The following is a 16,548-nucleotide window of genomic DNA, read 5'->3' as shown; positions in this document are numbered from 1 at the left end:
TGCCTGCGAGCATGGGATAAATTAACGGGGAGAGAATTGATTGAAAAAGAGTTTGCAAATCGGTGGTGCCTATGTAGGAATAATCGTCGGTGCGGGGTTTGCATCAGGACAGGAAATCGTACAGTACTTTACGAGCTATGGCTATAAGGGAGTTTATGGTGCACTTATTGCTACATTAGGGTTTGCCTTTGTAGGAATGTGTATTGCGCAAATTAGCTCAAGATTGCGTACAACATCACATAAGGATTTGATTTATCAAATTTCAGGTAATACTCTTGGTTTCGTGATGGATTATTTACTGTCACTCTTTTTATTTGGCGTGGCTGTAATTATGTTTGCTGGAGCGGGCGCTACTTTTGAGCAAATGTTTGGCCTGCCGGTCTGGATGGGGAGTATTTTTATGATAGCCCTAACAATTGTCACAGTGATGATGAATGTGAAAAGTATCATTAACATCATTGCTATTGCCACACCCTATTTGCTAGCAGTTGTAACAGTTATTGCTGTTTATTCATTAGGGACTATGGAATTATCCTTTGCAGAACAAGTGGTGATTGCTGAACAGCAATTACGAGTAGAAGCAAAAAGCTGGTGGCTCACGGCTTTACTATACATGTCTTTTAATATTGGTGTATGTTTTTCACTTCTGACCGTGGTGTGTGGATCGATTCGCAATGAAAGGGTGGCGGGAATGGGAGGCATTATCGGAGGAATTCTACTAGGAGCATTAATCTTACTTATTAATCTCTCACTACTAGCAAAGATGAATATCATTGGTGGACTAGATATCCCGATGCTGGCCTTAGCAAATGAAATACATCCGATCATTGGTCTATTAATGTCATTATCATTACTGGGGATGATTTATAATACAGCGGTTGGGATGTTTTACTCATTCATGGTACGGTTCTTTAAGCCAACAAAGCCAAGCTTTAAGGTTGCTGTGATTTTCATAGGTGTATTAGGTTTTTTAGCAAGTCTTGCGGGTTTCACAACACTTGTATCGAAATTATATGCTGTAATGGGGTATCTAGGTTTTATTTTAGTCGCGACTATTGTCTTTGCATGGCTAAGAGGAATACGTCGTTTAGCCTGATTAAGAAGGTGATTGAGAAAAGTAAAATACTTTATTCTCAATTACCTTTTTCATTTGGCTAAGAAAATGCAGAATATTAATTTATTATTGTCTTAAAAAGAAAGTCAGAAATGTCGATATATCTTTATTTATACTTAATTTTTAGTCAATATAAAATAAAGCGAGAATAATTCTCATTTGAAGGTTGACTGATAAAAGAAACACGCTTATAATGAGAATCGTGAGTAATGATAATCATTTTCACTAGAAGATGATTCACGAACAAAAATGAATCTACCGGGGATTATAATGAAAATAAGATATCTTTTAACAGCAACTGTAGTGTTGTCTATCGTGTCGTTGTTTATCGGTGTAGTAGATATTAAGCCGAGTGACCTATTAGACTTCGAATCAGAGGAAACTAGACTATTTTTAATTAGTCGTATACCGAGACTTGTGGCAATTTTGCTAGCGGGGGCAGGTATGAGTATTGCTGGTTTAATTATGCAAAGCTTAAGTAGGAATAAGTTCGTGTCGCCAACGACAGCAGGAACTTTAGACGCAACGAAATTAGGAGTATTAATTTCAATGATGTTTTTCACTAATGTCACGTACTTCCAAAAAATTTCCTTCGCTTTCATATTTGCTTTAGCCGGCACGTTTCTCTTTATGCAAATATTAAATCGAATAAAGTTCAAAGATGCGATTTTTATACCGCTTATTGGCTTAATGTTCGGGAATATTTTATCGTCGATTACGACATTCTTTGCGTATAAGGCAGATATTATCCAAAACATTTCTGCGTGGTTACAGGGAGATTTCTCATTATTGATGAAAGGTCGTTACGAACTTTTATACATAAGTGTACCCGTGCTGATAATAGCTTACATTTATGCGAACCGCTTCACAGTAGCTGGAATGGGTGAGGATTTTGCAAAAAATCTTGGTCTTTCCTATAAATTTGTTGTGAATTTAGGGTTAGTGTTGGTAGCACTTGTTTCAACAACAGTGGTATTGACGGTTGGGATGATTCCATTCCTTGGATTAATCATTCCTAATATTATTTCGCTATTCAAAGGGGACAATTTGGCGAAGACATTGCCGCATACAGCATTACTTGGTATGTCATTCTTATTATTCTGTGATATTTTAGGGCGTATTCTTATTTTCCCATATGAAATTCCGATTAGTATGACAGTTGGTGTCATCGGAAGTGCAATCTTCCTAATTATGTTATTTAGGGGGAGAGCATATGCGTAATAGTTCAAGAATGTTGGTTTTAGTAGCGCTAGCAATAGCTTCTGTATTGCTATATGTATTTTACGAGCTCAATGGCAACTACCATTATGCATTTCCACGTCGCCTAATCAAAGTAGCTGCGATGACGTTAACAGGAATTGCAATTGCTTATTCTACGGTTGTTTTCCAAACGATTACACATAACCGTATTTTAACGCCAAGTGTGATGGGTCTTGATGCTTTATATATGTTAGTTCAAACAATTATCTACTACTTCTTTGGCTCAATGTCGGTGTTTGTTATTAATGCACAATATAATTTCTTATTAGCTGTTTCAGCAATGATTATTTTTGCATTGATTTTCTATCGTGTGTTGTTCAAAGAAGGAAAACGTCCGATTTACTTCCTGCTGCTTGTCGGTATGATAGTCGGAACGTTTTTAGGAAGTGTTACAACGTTCTTCCAAGTATTAATTGATCCGAATGAGTTTTTAAGCTTACAAAGTAAAATGTTTGCGAGCTTCAATAATGTTAATTCGGATTTAGTATGGCTAGCAGGTATTGTTATTTTAATTACCTTTATTTATGGCTGGCGTCATATGAGCCAATTAGATGTTATGTCTCTTGGACGTGATACAGCAATTAACCTAGGGGTACCATATGACAAGCTTGTACAGCGCATGCTTATACTTTCTTCGATATTAATTGCCGTTTCTACAGCGTTAGTTGGGCCGATTACGTTCTTCGGTCTAATTGTGGCGAATTTGTCGTATCAGTTTTTCAAAACGTACAAGCACTCGGTGTTAATCGCAGGTTCTTGTGTAATGAGTATTGTTGCTTTAATCGGTGGTCAGTGGATGGTTGAGCGTGTCTTTAACTTCGATACAACACTTAGCGTTATTATAAACTTTGTAGGTGGCGTTTACTTCATCTACTTATTACTGAAGGAAAGTAGGTCAGCAGGATGATCCAAGTAAAAGAAATCTCTAAGTATTTTGGAAAAAAACCGGTCATTCAAGATGTCAGTGTAGAGGTTACACCAGGGAAAATCACATCCTTTATTGGACCTAATGGTGCTGGTAAATCAACACTGCTTTCAATGGTAAGCCGTTTACTTAATGCAGACACGGGGGAAGTATTACTCGATAAATCGGATGTACGTCGTTGGAAATCAGACGATTTTGCAAAGCGCGTATCGATTTTAAAGCAGTCAAACTATATGAATGTTCGTCTAACAATTCGTGAGCTTGTTTCTTTTGGTCGTTTCCCATATGCAAAAGGGAATCTAAAACCAGAGGATGAGCTAAAAGTAGATGAAGCACTTCAATATATGAATTTAGATGATCTCCAACATAATTATTTGGATGAATTATCAGGTGGTCAGCGTCAACGTGCCTTTATCGCAATGGTAATTGCACAAGACACAGATTATATCCTACTCGATGAGCCACTAAACAATTTAGACATGAAGCACTCTGTGCAAATCATGAAAATTTTGCGTAAACTGGTGGATGAACTTGGAAAAACGGTTGTCATTGTATTACACGATATTAACTTTGCATCGGTGTACTCCGATCATATCGTAGCATTAAAAAATGGGCGCGTTGTCAAAGACGGGCCAACGCATGACATCATTAATTCGGATGCGCTTAAGGAAATCTATGATATGGATATTCCTGTTCAAGAACAGAACGGTTGCCGCATTTGCGTATATTTCAACTCATAGTAACAAAGATGGTCTAGGTCATCTACAAAAAAATAAACAACAAAAAGGAGCAATTTTACAATGAAGAATTGGAAATTACTTACTGTATTAATGGCTATGATGCTATTAGTATTAGCTGCATGTGGTTCAAAAGAAGACACAAAAGAAGAAGATAAAGGTTCAACAACAGATAATAAGCCTGCTGAGGAACAAAAAGATGAAGCAACTGCTTACCCAATTACTATCCCAGGTAGCACAAGCGGTGAAGAAACATTTAAAGAAGTAACACTTGATAAAAAACCAGAAAATGTTGTTGTTTTTGACTATGGTTTCCTTGATACTTTAGACGCTTTAGGTGTTGAAGTTGCTGGTGTTGCACAAAAATCAGTTCCTGAATATTTAAGTAAATATACAGATACAACTTATGTAAATGTTGGTTCTTTAAAAGAGCCTGATTTTGAAGCATTATCATCTATGAATCCAGATATTATTTTCATCTCTGGTCGTCAAGCATCTGCTTACGAAGAATTATCTAAAATTGCGCCAACTGTATTCGTTGGTGTGGATAACGCTGATTTCGTAAACTCTTTCAAAACAAATACTGAATTAGCTGGTAAAATCTTTGGTAAAGAACAAGAAGCTGCTGATGCATTTGCTGCATATGAAGCAAAAGTAGAAGAAATCAAAGCTAAAACTGCTACATCTGAAGAAAAAGCATTAATCGTTTTAGGCTCTGAAGGTTCATTATCTGCATATGGTCCTGGTTCACGTTTTGGTGTGATTCACGATGTATTTGGCGTGAAAGCTGCTGATGATAAAATCGAAGCTTCTACACATGGTGCAAATGCATCATTCGAATATGTACGCGATACTAACCCAGATGTATTATTCGTAGTTGACCGTGATGCTGCTGTTAATCCTGAAGGCGAATCTGGTACGAAAGCTGCAATCGAAAATGAAATCGTTGGCGCAACTAACGCTGCGAAAAACGGTAAAATTTTCTACCTAGATCCACAATATTGGTACCTATCAGGTGGCGGTATTACATCTGAAACTGCAAAAGCTGACGATGTTTTAAAGGCATTTAAATAATATGTTTGTACAAATTAAACGTATGGTCGTAACAGAAGGTAATGCTGAAAAGATTGTTGCTCGTTTCGGTGCAAAAAAAGATAGCCCATCATTACTTGAACAACAACCAGGTTTTATTGACAAGCAAGTATTAGTAAAAAAAATTCGACGTGGTGACGAAGAAGTGCTAATTATGGTTCGCTGGGAATCAGAAGAGGCATGGAAGAACTGGGAAAAGAGCCCCGAGCATATTGCTGGTCATAAAGCAAATGCAGGTAAGCCAAAACCCGATTATATCGTTGAAAGCGGTCAAGAAGTGTATTACGTAAAAGGTTAAATAAAAACGCCCTGACAAATTGGTCAGGGCGTTTTTATTTTACTATTCGACCCTATTTACAAGTAAGTGACCAAGAAATCGACAAAAACCCTTTGCTTACTGTTGGAACGCCCTTATTTTCAAAGCATGTATTGGTCATATGCATAATTTCTTTATGAACAAAGTAGGTGTTAATGTATAAGCCCAACATCACACCGATAAAGGTTAATAAACCGATGATTAAAAAATTCTTCTTTAGATTTACAATCATTTGCTTTCCCTTTCCCTTCCCTATGAGTATTGTTATGCACATGTTTAATGGTGGAGTTTGTTAGAAGGTTGAGAAATGCTAATGCCTAGATTGAATTCCGTAATTATCTGAGCTGAAAAGAACCTTTCTTGAAATTCAATTAAAGCACAAATTTGTTCAGTCGTATAAAATCGGTTTGAAACAACAAGCTTGTCTTCAATATCATCCCTTCTTTTAATAACCGCTATTACTTTCCCTTCATAGGTCTCTAGCGGTTCAAATTCACCGAGGATATATGCATCTATCCCTCCTCCGTCTCGAGCAATAGTATTCGGGATAAAGCCGTAATTAACAAGGTAAACAAAGTTATATTTAGGATGTTTTGAACCTAAAGGTCTGTCTACCTTTACTTTTACCTGTGTATAAAGATAATTCATTATCATAGAAAACCTCCTTTAAGTAGTCTTATTAAGTGTAGAACTTGAGAAAGGCAAAGGGGATAAGTTGCTGTCAGTTTTAAAAACACTAAAGAAAAATTATTTACATACATATTTTATCTGTTTCTTTTAAAGCTTTTATTATCCAACACTTAAGATAAAAGGTATTTTTATCCTTTATTTATTTGATATAATAACATTATTTATCATATGAGTTAATTTAATCCTATCATTTTGAAGTTTGACATTTCAATGGTGAGTTTCCGCCACTTTTCTGGCGGACATGGGTGTTTTTGTGGCGCGAAATGGCGGGCACGAAGCTAATCCCGCCATTTTAATGAAAATGTATTGCGAAGATAAAAATAAGATTGAAAAGGCAACAGTTCAAATTAACCACCTGAAAAAAGAAAAGCATAAAAATTATCTAAAGATTCATAGTATTAATTGCCAATACTCTATATAATATTTATTAATACATTCGACGGAGGAGAGGACTATTGGAGTGGTTAGATAATCAAATTAATGAATCATTGGACATTCTTATTGAATCAGAGACGTTGATAGGCATGGAATTAAGGGCAATGCTAAAGAACTTTAAAGAAGAGAAAAAAATAGTTGGTTATACTTTTGGTAAACTATGTATTTTGCACTATGAAGCATTTACTGATTGTTTGAATGAGGACATTTACAAGGTTGCAGCAGCTATTGAGCTACTTATACTGTCTTATGATATTATCGATGACTTACAAGATAAGGATGCAGACTATAGTTGGAGCAATACACCTGAGCTATCGTTAAATATTGCAATAGCTATGCTTGTTATGGCTTCCAAAAATATCCGTGAGACTTCCTTTAGGCATAGAGGTTTAGCTGTAGAAACCCTTGAGAAGTATGCTTTGCTCAGTATAAATGGTCAACAGCTAGATTTACTCAATGGTTGCTGTGAAGAGCAATCGTATTTACAGATGATTGAGCAGAAATCAGGTTCATTGACGGGGATGAGTTGTTTAATTGGGGAAGCGCTTGCAAAAGGTATAGTGTCTACACAAGTTGAGGAATATGGCAAATATATAGGCATTATCCAGCAAATTAAGAACGATATTCAAAGTTTGAAAACATGGGGACGAAAAAATGATCTTTTAAATAAAAAGTATTCATTACCTATTATTTATCTTTTATCAAAGGAAAATAATGTTTCGAAATCAGTTAGGAACTATTATAATGGTGATATAGTTACAATTTTAGATAATAATGCTATAGAAAAAGAGCTGACAGCGGGTGGTGCTATCCGCTATGCAATGTCAATTAAAAATATATATAAACATAAGGCGTTATATGATCTCGAAAGTGTAGCTTTGAGTAATGCCAGTAAAGAGTACTTAAAAAAACTAATGAAATGAGGAGAGAATGTATGCTTAATGTTATTCAGTATCTAGAAAAAAACCCATCCCTAGTTGCGCTATTAATCGAACACAAAGCCTCATTAATCGGAATTTCTGCAATTGAACAAAAGGCAATTTTAGAGTCTTTTGAAGATGAATTATGTGTGGAAAACGGTCTTTGGAGTTAATAGATATTATAAAGAAATATTTTTGGCTTGTTATAAGTATTTATTTAGTATTGGGTTTTTATCTACTTTATGTTACTTATAGCACGCCTTATTTGGGTTTAGAGGTAAAAGAAGATAATGAACGTTGGATCATAGTAGACCCATACTATAAACAATGGGCCAATGGGAACGATATATCAACAGGGGATGTTATTTTAAAAGTAAATGATGTGCGAATAGATGATGTCCCAAATGTAAAATATGATAATATAGTCCGCGCTGCAAATGCATTAACGATTTTGAAGCCCAATGGTCAAATCATAGAAGTACAAATAAGTAATTTTGATATACCTGAGCAAATTTATTATTTATTAATAATTCCTTTATGCTATTTCCTTTTAACCTTAATTATCGCTTTTTATTTGCATTATAAACAAAAAAACACACCACTTTTAAGTTTGCTCATCTTATTTATGCTCTTCGTTTCTTTGGCTTATGTTAGTATTGGCGCATCTGGTGGTTTGAATAAAATAGGGATTATTGTTAATCGTAGTAGCATGATACTTTGTTTAGTAGTATTACTAAATTTCATGAAAAATTATTTTTCTTTTTTAAAGACTAATTGGCTGTTCGCTAATAACATTAAACTATTCTATATTGTACCCGTAATTGCTATATTATTTAGCATAATCGGCATTATCTATCCTTCTACTGGTATTTTACTTTCTAATATTGTATTAGCATGTTTCTTCATCTTACTCTTATTAATTCTTAGTATTTTATTACTAAGCTATATAAAATATAAAACACCACAATTAAAAATATTATTAATTAGTTTAATGATTCCGTTTTTACCATTTCTGTTTTTGTATGCATTGCCTAATCTCTTGTTTCATCAATTTATACTTTCAGCTGAGGTAAGTGCTTTATTTTTATTATTAATTCCATTTAGTTTTATTTTTTCGCAACTGACGGAGCGCCTTTTTGATATAGAATATCACATTTCACGGCTTCGCTATTATATTATCTTTTCGCTTATATTTACTCTTTGGTTTATTTTTGGGCTTTATTGGATTACGGATAAGTTATTATCTTTAACTGTTTTATCGGGGATTTTCTTCTTTACGTTCATATCGTTAATTATCCTGTTTTACATAAAAGAGAAAGTAGATTATCGAAAGCGTAAAATATTATTTTCAACAAAGGGAGATTATATTCATCAGTTGTACACAGCTGTAGATAAGATAGGTAAAACAATTAGAATAGAAGAACTTTTAGAGAAATTCGCTCAAGAGGTGTCATTACATCTCGAACTTGAGCAAGTATATGTATTAACCTATGAGTATGATACCAATCAAATTACTTCAATGGTTGAGGGGAAAATTCCTGTTAATCCAGACTTAATGGAAGATTTAAGGTTAGGAGAAATACGCAAAGTTGACACAGTTTATCTAGCCTTCCTCCACCAAGATGCTCATTGTAAAAGGGTCTTAGTTTTAGGACATAACAATTCAATTCATCTAAAAGATGAAGAACTTTTGTGGCTTGAATTGCTACTATTATATGTAAATAACTTTATTGAGAATACTAAGCTGGTGGAAGAACTGTTAGAGGAACTAAAACATATGAAGCAAGCAGATGATGGTCAACTACCTTGGCTAAACAAGCTTTTATGGTTAAGATTTGAAGAAGAAAAATATCAATTGGCTCAAGAATTACATGATACAAATCTACAAGAACAGCTTCATATTGCCCGAGAAGTTAATGTACTTATTCATGCGAAAGACACCAATGATATTCAACAAGAGCTTGCAAAGATTCATGAACAAATGGTAACATCCTTGCACGATTTAAGAGCATATTGTGAAAATTTGAAGCCACCATTATTGGATACATTAGGGCTGAATGCTGCACTAGAGAAGCTAATTCGTAAAGTAGCAGAAAGGTCCAATTATGATTTAATTTATACAATTGATCGCCTTTATCTAGAGGATGAACGTATGAATTTAATGATTTACCGACTTTTTCAGGAACTACTTAACAATGCGTTAAAGCACTCCTATGCAACGATAGTTGAAATTCACCTCCAAGAAATGACAGATGGGTTTGAAATTATCTACAATGATGATGGTGTGGGGTGTAATGTGGGAGACATTAGACAAACTGATTCCATGGGAATAAAGGGTATGCAGGAACGCGTAAAAGCCTTTAATGGTCATTTTTATATAACTTCAAATATCAATGAAGGGATGTCCATTCGGATAACAGTAAAAGAAGGAAGTGACACACTTGATTACGATGCTCATAGTGGATGATCACCCTATAGTTTTAGAGGGAACGAAAAATTTATTTAAAGAAGATGACGATATCGTCGTTGACACAGAAAGCGATGCTACATGTGTACTGCAGAGAATTAAAGTAATGCCTTATCATATCTATTTGATTGATATAAACATGCCACTAGAAAATGGCATTACCTTAGCACGAAATATTAAAGCGATACAATCAAATGCTTCAATTATTCTTTATACGGGAGACGACATAACCGATTACTATTCACTTATCTTAGAGCGGAAAATAGAAGGGATATTAGCTAAAACAGCTTCTAAGGATCAAATCTTGCGGACTGTACGTGCAATTGGCAATGGTGAAATTGTTCTTCCTATTAATTTCTTAGATTTCCTAGATAATCGATTTAAATTACAGGATGCAAAGCTTGATATTCATTTAAATGAAAAAGAAAAGAAAATATTAAGACTCATTGCAGAGGGACATACGAATAGAGCCATTGCGATAGAATTAAATATTCCGCAGCGTACAACTGAGAGATATTTAACACAATTGTTTACTTTATTAAATGTAGATTCTCGTACAGAAGCTGTAGACCTTGCAGAAAGAATGAATTTACTCTAGTATTTTAATATGCTACAATATTCGTAAATGGGATATTTTTCAAATAAATGTTCTTCAATTTATTACCAAATAAATAACTATATTTTCCTTTGGGTAAATAAAACAAATAAGCGTTACATAATACCTATAAATATTAAAAAACACCGCCAAATTTTGGCGGTGTTTTTCTTTGGCCCGCCAATTCACGCCAAAAAAACCTCCGATGTCCGCCAAAAAATTGGCGTAAACCCGACGTTGAAATGTCGGTATAAGTGCTGTTACGCTTAAGATAATCGTGGTTAAGTAAATTTGCTGTAGTGGGTAATAATACAAGATGAGATTTTCGTTTAAAATAAGCTGCCTGGCTATCTATGAATAAAGTAGACTATGTTAGATTACCTAAAAATGTTACTAGCTAGAAACATACTTCACGATAAAACTTTATATAAAGGTAGGCGTATATTTTGAAAGTAGAACTTGAAAATTTATTTTCTATAGATGAATCTAGTCAAGATCAGGTCATTAAAGTTTATAATCGCTATGGTATTTTTATAGGTGCGCCGGAAATAAGAAAAAGAAATTTAAAAGCATCCTTTAATCCAATATTTACATTAAATGAAGATGTAACGTATGAACAGGTGGCAGATTTATATAAATCTTTAGAACATGAATTAGGTATTGTTTCAATAGGGGAACGATTTTACTTCGACTTTTCAGATAGCGAATACGAGCAAGCATTATTATTTACGTTAAATTCGACAGGAAACTCACCAGAAATGTTTTTGGATGACAGAGGAACCTTATTTTCTATAAGCACATATTGTCAGCATTGTGGCCTAATGGAAAAAGAGCAACTTTCGCCATTAGTTATTGATACATCCAAAATAGAGGATCGTCATCTAGTACATGTAAGCGGTTATTGGGTAGCTTCAGAAAAATTGGTGACTTTAATGAAACAAGAGAACATAGAAGGTTACGATCTTCTGGAGGTAATCCATCAAGGACCACAACTAGGAAAGCAGCCTGCCTATCAAATAATACCAAAACAAATGCTTCCGACATGTAGCTCAGAAAGAGTTAAATTGTATTTTGCGACAGAACAACCACCATGTCGATGCGGATTGAGTGGTGTTATCAACGGCCCTGATAGTTATAATCGAAAAGATATAACGAACTTACAGGGAGATGTATTCTTTTCAGCTGAGTGGAGCCATGATGGCAGATATCTTTACAGAAAAACATTATTCAGTAGAAGGTTCAGAGAATTAATTATCAATAATAATATATCTCGAGAAGTGAAGGGAGAAAAGGACCGCAATTTCGGTCCAAAAGATTGGTTATTTGATCCTGTATTATTAAAGTAATCGACTATGGGCCAAAAAACTCTGTATGATAAGGAAGTGTTTATGTTGTTTAAAAAAATACTACCTATAATTGTGATTTTATTTATTGTTGCACTAGCACTATCAAATTATTTCCATAAACCGGATGAAGAAACAATTGTAATTGCACAAGTAAAGAGTGCAAACTGATGTTGTTATGTCAAGAAGCGCTTGAAGAATTTTGCTTATTACCTCTAATTGCACGTATATATGATATGATGTGAAAATATATAGAGTGTGTTTTGAGGTGAAAGCAATTATGAAAAAATGGGCATATCCATTGGCAGTTTTAACACTTTTTTTCTTTTTTGTTTTACATGCTAGTTATCAAAGTAAAACTATAGAAAACTTCGATGCCAAAATGGCAGATATTTTATTGGGCAATCGTTTAATTGAAGTTTTTCATTATATCGGTGAGCCTATATTTGTAGTTTGTGTAGCGATTGTGTTAATGGTGTATCTAGCTTGGCAGATGAAAAATTACCGTGGTTTGGTTTTTATTCTACTAACATTTGCAGCTGGAAATGTACTAAACCAATTATTGAAAAAGTGGGTGCAACGACCACGACCTGAAATTGAAGATCAATTAACTTCCTTTAGTTTTCCTTCTGGACATGCTATGACAGGCATCCTATATTTGTTTGCAACTGCTTATATATTAGCGGAAAATAATAGGAAGGTTCGTAAAGTACAATTGTGGATTGTGGCGATTGTGCTAACGATACTTATCGGTATGTCACGTGTAGCAGGAGCTCGTCATTTTGCGTCGGATGTACTGGCAGGATGGAGCGTCGGTTTTACGTGGTTCATCATTTGTGTTATTTGGTATGAACGACGTAAGCGAAGAATAGAAAAAGATAATGAGTAGCAAATAACTAGAAAGCAGTACTTTATTCGTAGGGAATAGAGTGCTGCTTTTTCGTCTAGAAATATAAGGTATGCTTAGTTGTTTAATATTAGCCTAGTAAAAAAGAATTGCACATAGGAAACTTCTACGTTAAGATGAGTACAATAACAAAAAGGGAAAAGGAAGAAGGGAATGGAAGGTAATGTATTATTGGCATTAGGGTTAACTCTTTTTGCCGGACTAGCAACAGGTGTAGGTAGTTTAATAGCGTTTTTCACATCAAGAACAAATACAAAATTTTTATCAGTAGCGCTTGGTTTTTCAGCAGGGGTTATGATTTACGTATCGCTTGTTGAAATTTTTGTGAAGGCCAAGGATGCTCTAACGAATGCATTAGGTACAACCAATGGTTATTGGATGACAATAGCAGGCTTTTTTGGTGGGATGTTATTTATTGCATTAATTGATAAGTTTATTCCGAAAGCTACAAATCCACATGAAGTGAAACTAGTTGAGGATGTAAATGCCATAAAACCTCAGGTCGACGAAGATCATTTAATGAAGATGGGGCTATTTACCGCACTTGCGATAGGGATTCATAACTTCCCAGAGGGCATTGCCACATTTATGTCTGCCATAAATGATCCTAATGTCGGAATTGCTATTGCGATAGCTGTAGCGATTCATAATATTCCTGAGGGAATCGCAGTATCAGTGCCGATTTTCTTTGCAACAGGAAACCGTAAAAAAGCATTTAAGCTATCTTTTTTATCAGGGTTGGCAGAGCCTGTAGGTGCTCTAGTGGCGTTCTTACTATTAATGCCTTTTTTAACTGATGTTATGTTTGGAATTGTATTTGCAGGAGTTGCAGGGATCATGGTATTTATATCACTGGATGAATTACTGCCCGCTGCACAAAGATACGATGAAACACATTTATCGATGTATGGCTTGGTAGCAGGAATGGCTGTAATGGCTGTTAGCTTAGTATTACTAGCATAAACCAATACTTGAAAATTAATGGGTGTTTACCGTTTAAGGATATAGTAAAAGTAAAAGGAATCTAGCCAATCCAGCTAGATTCCTTTTTTAAGCCTCTACAAGCTCTTTTATGGCTTCTAAGCAGTCATAAAAAGTTTCAAAGGGCTTGTGTGAAATATGTAAATCTTCACAACGCGTAATTAGATGATCCCGGGCAAGGACTAAATCAGCTTGTTTAGCTGCCTCAAAATCAGAGATGGAATCACCAATAACGATTTTGAAATGATCGTTATGCGCAACTTTCCGCATAACTGTTGGCTTACAACAACCACAGCCTTGACTCTCATACTTGGCACATTCCTCATCACAACTGTTTGGATAGATCAGTGTGATTTGCTTCTCTGAAAAATCGGCACTGTTACAATAAACACCTGAAAATGGACCGAACTTTTCTAGCATCGGCTCTATGAAAAAATCTACGCCGCCACTAACAACGTAAAATGGAATAGCATGTTCGTGTGCATAGTGAACAAATTCACCAAAGCCTTCACGAATGACAGCTGTATCTAATAAATATTGAATAACATCGTCTTTTTGAGTAGTGGATAGTAGCTCGAACATAGCTGTGACACCTTCTTTAAAGGTAATCGTCTGTGCCATCATTGCTTTAGCAATTTTTTCTGATTCTTCTGGAACAAAATGTGTCATAAGGGAGACGATATTATCAGTTGCTGTGATAGTACCATCAAAATCACAGAAAATAATTGGTTCCAAAATATTTCCTCCTTCAAGAAAAAACGCCTACTGCTAGGGAGTAGACGTTTTAAATCATATTACTTGTACACCATACTCATCGGCTTTAGTTAGGATAATATGGTGTTCAGGAAATTTTACGGCCATTGCTGTAACAAAGTCTTCGGCAATAGTCGTGGGAATGATAGAAATCAGGGTCGGACCTGCACCACTTAGCGCTGTACCGTATGCGCCATATACTTTGGCAGCCGCACGGATTTCTGCATATTGAGGTATTAATGTTGAGCGAAAAGGCTCATGGAATAAATCAGCTTCCATATAACGACCTGCACGTTCAAAATCGCGTGCCATTAATGAAGCTGCAAGCATATTTGCATTTGCCGATGCATGTACTGCATACGCTCGCTCAAATTGCTCTGGTAATACGGAGCGAGATTCGCTTGTCTTTAGTTCAACATTAGGCACAAATACGACGAACGAGGCCTCGATATCGCTTACATGGAATGTATCTACCATACCGTTTTCATCCATCGAAGAGATTGTTAAACCGCCCAATACAGAGGCGGTTGCATTATCTGGATGTCCTTCAATTTGAGAAGATAAATTCAATTTTTCTTGGACTGTTAACCCTAGTTCGCATATTTGGTTGGCAAGCTCGATACCTGCAACGATAACAGCAGCACTACTTCCCAAACCACGTGCTAATGGAAGTTCACTCGACAGTGCAACACGGCAAGAAGGAAGCTCCTTACCATATTGATCAGCAATCTTTTTTGCAATAACGTATAGTAAATGTTGTTCGAGCTCAAACTCACTAGGACCGTTATCATCAAGATGTATGATTTCCCAACTATCCTGTAGAGAAACATCTAGCTTTAAATAAAGAGACAAGCCAAGTCCGATTGAGTCAAAGCCAGGGCCTAAATTGGCTGTGCTCCCAGGAACTGAGATTTGCCACTTTTTTCTCATAGTACGCCCTCGATATATTTACGAATTTCTTCTTCATCATTTTTAAGAGATACAACATCCACTGTTGATACGTTCATGGCAGTGTCAGGATCTTTTAAGCCATTACCAGTAAAGACTGTGACAACTTTAGAGCCTTGTGCAATCTTGCCATTTTCAACTGATTTGATGACACCAGCTAATGATGCTGCTGATCCAGGCTCAACAAAGATTCCTTCAGTTCCAGCAATTAGTTTGTAAGCTGCTAAAATTTCTTCATCTGTTACAGAGTCAATAATGCCACCAGATTCATCACGTGCTGCTTCAGCATATTTCCAACTTGCAGGATTACCAATACGGATGGCTGTTGCTACTGTTTCTGGATTCGCAATAGGCTCTCCTTTTACAATCGCTGCAGCACCCTCAGCTTCGAATCCGTACATTTTTGGTAAGCCAGAGCTTTTCGCATCGTTATACTCTTTAAAGCCTTTCCAGTAAGCCGTAATATTCCCTGCGTTACCGACTGGAATGCATAGATAGTCTGGTGCAGCTCCTAAAGCGTCTACGATTTCAAATGAAGCCGTTTTTTGCCCTTCGATACGGTAAGGATTCACTGAATTTACTAGTGCGACTGGTGTAGTTTCACTCACTTGGCGCACAATATTTAATGCGTCGTCAAAGTTACCGTCGATTTCAATAATTTTTGCCCCGTACATTGTTGCTTGTGCTAATTTACCAAGCGCAACTTTTCCTTTTGGAATAACAACAATTGATTGGATACCGGCGCGCGTTGCATAAGCAGCAGCAGCGGCAGAAGTGTTACCAGTAGATGCGCAAATGACGCATTTGCTACCGTCTTCAATAGCTTTTGCTACTGCAAATACCATACCACGGTCTTTAAAAGAGCCAGTTGGATTTGCACCTTCAATTTTACCATAAAGCTCAATGCCAAGTTTTTTAGATAGATTGACTAAATGTATAAGAGGCGTATTGCCTTCGTTTAAAGTTAGTGCAGGTGTATTTTCTGTTACGGGTAAAAATTGTTTATATTCTTCAATAAGGCCTTTCCACATAACGGTACGATCTCCTTTTGTTCTTATAGGAAGA

General features: G+C 35.8%; 18 protein-coding genes. 13 read left to right on the top strand and 5 right to left on the bottom strand.

Annotation, left to right across the window (positions count from 1 at the left end):
* Positions 1-40 precede the first annotated feature (40 nt).
* The 6 genes from C9J31_RS21515 to C9J31_RS21490 all read left to right on the top strand — a co-directional run bounded on the left by C9J31_RS21515 (position 41) and on the right by C9J31_RS21490 (position 5,426).
* The gene (locus C9J31_RS21515; protein WP_107948785.1) at positions 41-1,096 is read left to right on the top strand and encodes a YkvI family membrane protein; all 1,056 of its coding nucleotides are present in this window, start codon (positions 41-43) and stop codon (positions 1,094-1,096) included.
* Positions 1,097-1,384: 288 nt separating this feature from the next.
* Positions 1,385-2,335, top strand: coding sequence for an ABC transporter permease (locus tag C9J31_RS21510; RefSeq protein WP_107926911.1), 951 nt, complete (start codon positions 1,385-1,387; stop codon positions 2,333-2,335).
* Positions 2,328-3,281, top strand: coding sequence for an iron chelate uptake ABC transporter family permease subunit (locus C9J31_RS21505; protein ID WP_107948787.1), 954 nt, complete (start codon positions 2,328-2,330; stop codon positions 3,279-3,281). Before C9J31_RS21510 ends, C9J31_RS21505 begins: the two co-directional genes overlap by 8 nt.
* Complete coding sequence (locus C9J31_RS21500) at positions 3,278-4,039, top strand: iron ABC transporter ATP-binding protein (RefSeq protein ID WP_107926907.1); 762 nt, start codon at positions 3,278-3,280, stop codon at positions 4,037-4,039. The genes C9J31_RS21505 and C9J31_RS21500 overlap by 4 nt, the downstream gene beginning before the upstream one ends.
* 60 nt (positions 4,040-4,099) lie before the next feature.
* On the top strand, positions 4,100-5,110 hold the full coding sequence (locus C9J31_RS21495) for a siderophore ABC transporter substrate-binding protein (protein WP_054769969.1): 1,011 nt from the start codon (positions 4,100-4,102) through the stop codon (positions 5,108-5,110).
* Between the two features lies 1 nt (position 5,111).
* Entirely contained in the window at positions 5,112-5,426 is a 315-nt protein-coding gene (locus C9J31_RS21490) for an antibiotic biosynthesis monooxygenase family protein (protein ID WP_107926905.1), read from the top strand.
* Between the two features lie 52 nt (positions 5,427-5,478).
* On the opposite strand, the gene C9J31_RS21485 is transcribed toward C9J31_RS21490, so the two are convergent.
* Both C9J31_RS21485 and C9J31_RS21480 read right to left on the bottom strand, forming a co-directional pair.
* A complete protein-coding gene (locus C9J31_RS21485) occupies positions 5,479-5,676 on the bottom strand; it encodes a hypothetical protein (protein ID WP_107925387.1) in 198 nt (65 codons plus the stop codon).
* 44 nt (positions 5,677-5,720) lie between these two features.
* Positions 5,721-6,098 carry an inorganic diphosphatase gene (locus C9J31_RS21480; RefSeq protein WP_054768229.1) on the bottom strand — a complete coding sequence of 126 codons (378 nt, stop codon included), beginning with the start codon at positions 6,096-6,098 and terminating at the stop codon, positions 5,721-5,723.
* A gap of 491 nt (positions 6,099-6,589) precedes the next feature.
* On the opposite strand from C9J31_RS21480, the gene C9J31_RS21475 reads away from it, so the two are divergent.
* The 7 genes from C9J31_RS21475 to zupT all read left to right on the top strand — a co-directional run bounded on the left by C9J31_RS21475 (position 6,590) and on the right by zupT (position 13,764).
* On the top strand, positions 6,590-7,492 hold the full coding sequence (locus C9J31_RS21475; protein WP_107948791.1) for a polyprenyl synthetase family protein: 903 nt from the start codon (positions 6,590-6,592) through the stop codon (positions 7,490-7,492).
* A gap of 11 nt (positions 7,493-7,503) precedes the next feature.
* Positions 7,504-7,662 (top strand): competence pheromone ComX, encoded by a 159-nt coding sequence (gene comX, locus C9J31_RS21470; protein ID WP_054768231.1) that lies wholly within the window; start codon positions 7,504-7,506, stop codon positions 7,660-7,662.
* On the top strand, positions 7,653-9,956 hold the full coding sequence (locus tag C9J31_RS21465; RefSeq protein ID WP_235616343.1) for an ATP-binding protein: 2,304 nt from the start codon (positions 7,653-7,655) through the stop codon (positions 9,954-9,956). Before comX ends, C9J31_RS21465 begins: the two co-directional genes overlap by 10 nt.
* Positions 9,940-10,554, top strand: coding sequence for a response regulator transcription factor (locus C9J31_RS21460; RefSeq protein WP_235616347.1), 615 nt, complete (start codon positions 9,940-9,942; stop codon positions 10,552-10,554). Before C9J31_RS21465 ends, C9J31_RS21460 begins: the two co-directional genes overlap by 17 nt.
* 443 nt (positions 10,555-10,997) lie before the next feature.
* Positions 10,998-11,897, top strand: a complete 900-nt coding sequence (locus C9J31_RS21455; RefSeq protein ID WP_107925393.1) for a hypothetical protein — start codon at positions 10,998-11,000, stop codon at positions 11,895-11,897.
* Between the two features lie 277 nt (positions 11,898-12,174).
* Positions 12,175-12,783, top strand: coding sequence for a phosphatase PAP2 family protein (locus C9J31_RS21450; RefSeq protein ID WP_107948793.1), 609 nt, complete (start codon positions 12,175-12,177; stop codon positions 12,781-12,783).
* 171 nt (positions 12,784-12,954) lie between these two features.
* Complete coding sequence (gene zupT, locus C9J31_RS21445; protein WP_107925397.1) at positions 12,955-13,764, top strand: zinc transporter ZupT; 810 nt, start codon at positions 12,955-12,957, stop codon at positions 13,762-13,764.
* Between the two features lie 87 nt (positions 13,765-13,851).
* Here zupT and C9J31_RS21440 read toward each other — a convergent pair whose 3' ends face one another.
* Genes C9J31_RS21440 through thrC form a run of 3 tightly spaced genes read right to left on the bottom strand, consistent with a single transcriptional unit; the run spans position 13,852 to position 16,514 of the window.
* Positions 13,852-14,517 (bottom strand): 2-hydroxy-3-keto-5-methylthiopentenyl-1-phosphate phosphatase, encoded by a 666-nt coding sequence (locus tag C9J31_RS21440; RefSeq protein WP_107948795.1) that lies wholly within the window; start codon positions 14,515-14,517, stop codon positions 13,852-13,854.
* 54 nt (positions 14,518-14,571) lie between these two features.
* Complete coding sequence (gene thrB / locus C9J31_RS21435) at positions 14,572-15,465, bottom strand: homoserine kinase (protein ID WP_107948797.1); 894 nt, start codon at positions 15,463-15,465, stop codon at positions 14,572-14,574.
* Positions 15,462-16,514, bottom strand: a complete 1,053-nt coding sequence (gene thrC, locus C9J31_RS21430) for a threonine synthase (RefSeq protein ID WP_107925403.1) — start codon at positions 16,512-16,514, stop codon at positions 15,462-15,464. Before thrC ends, thrB begins: the two co-directional genes overlap by 4 nt.
* Positions 16,515-16,548: the final 34 nt, after the last annotated feature.

Source organism: Lysinibacillus parviboronicapiens (assembly GCF_003049605.2).
Lineage (GTDB): Bacteria > Bacillota > Bacilli > Bacillales_A > Planococcaceae > Lysinibacillus > Lysinibacillus parviboronicapiens.
The sequence above is the reverse complement of the archived record's forward strand: the minus strand, read 5'-3'. Positions and strand labels throughout refer to the sequence as shown.

Excerpts from the sequence above, each read along its gene's own strand:
- C9J31_RS21510 (WP_107926911.1), top strand. The coding sequence starts at position 1,385 with ATGAAAATAAGATATCTTTTAACAGCAACTGTAGTGTTGTCTATCGTG.
- C9J31_RS21505 (WP_107948787.1), top strand. The coding sequence starts at position 2,328 with ATGCGTAATAGTTCAAGAATGTTGGTTTTAGTAGCGCTAGCAATAGCT.
- C9J31_RS21500 (WP_107926907.1), top strand. The coding sequence starts at position 3,278 with ATGATCCAAGTAAAAGAAATCTCTAAGTATTTTGGAAAAAAACCGGTC.
- C9J31_RS21495 (WP_054769969.1), top strand. The coding sequence starts at position 4,100 with ATGAAGAATTGGAAATTACTTACTGTATTAATGGCTATGATGCTATTA.
- C9J31_RS21490 (WP_107926905.1), top strand. The coding sequence starts at position 5,112 with ATGTTTGTACAAATTAAACGTATGGTCGTAACAGAAGGTAATGCTGAA.
- C9J31_RS21485 (WP_107925387.1), bottom strand. The coding sequence starts at position 5,676 with ATGATTGTAAATCTAAAGAAGAATTTTTTAATCATCGGTTTATTAACC.
- C9J31_RS21480 (WP_054768229.1), bottom strand. The coding sequence starts at position 6,098 with ATGATAATGAATTATCTTTATACACAGGTAAAAGTAAAGGTAGACAGA.
- comX (WP_054768231.1), top strand. The coding sequence starts at position 7,504 with ATGCTTAATGTTATTCAGTATCTAGAAAAAAACCCATCCCTAGTTGCG.
- C9J31_RS21460 (WP_235616347.1), top strand. The coding sequence starts at position 9,940 with ATGCTCATAGTGGATGATCACCCTATAGTTTTAGAGGGAACGAAAAAT.
- C9J31_RS21450 (WP_107948793.1), top strand. The coding sequence starts at position 12,175 with ATGAAAAAATGGGCATATCCATTGGCAGTTTTAACACTTTTTTTCTTT.
- zupT (WP_107925397.1), top strand. The coding sequence starts at position 12,955 with ATGGAAGGTAATGTATTATTGGCATTAGGGTTAACTCTTTTTGCCGGA.
- thrB (WP_107948797.1), bottom strand. The coding sequence starts at position 15,465 with ATGAGAAAAAAGTGGCAAATCTCAGTTCCTGGGAGCACAGCCAATTTA.
- thrC (WP_107925403.1), bottom strand. The coding sequence starts at position 16,514 with ATGTGGAAAGGCCTTATTGAAGAATATAAACAATTTTTACCCGTAACA.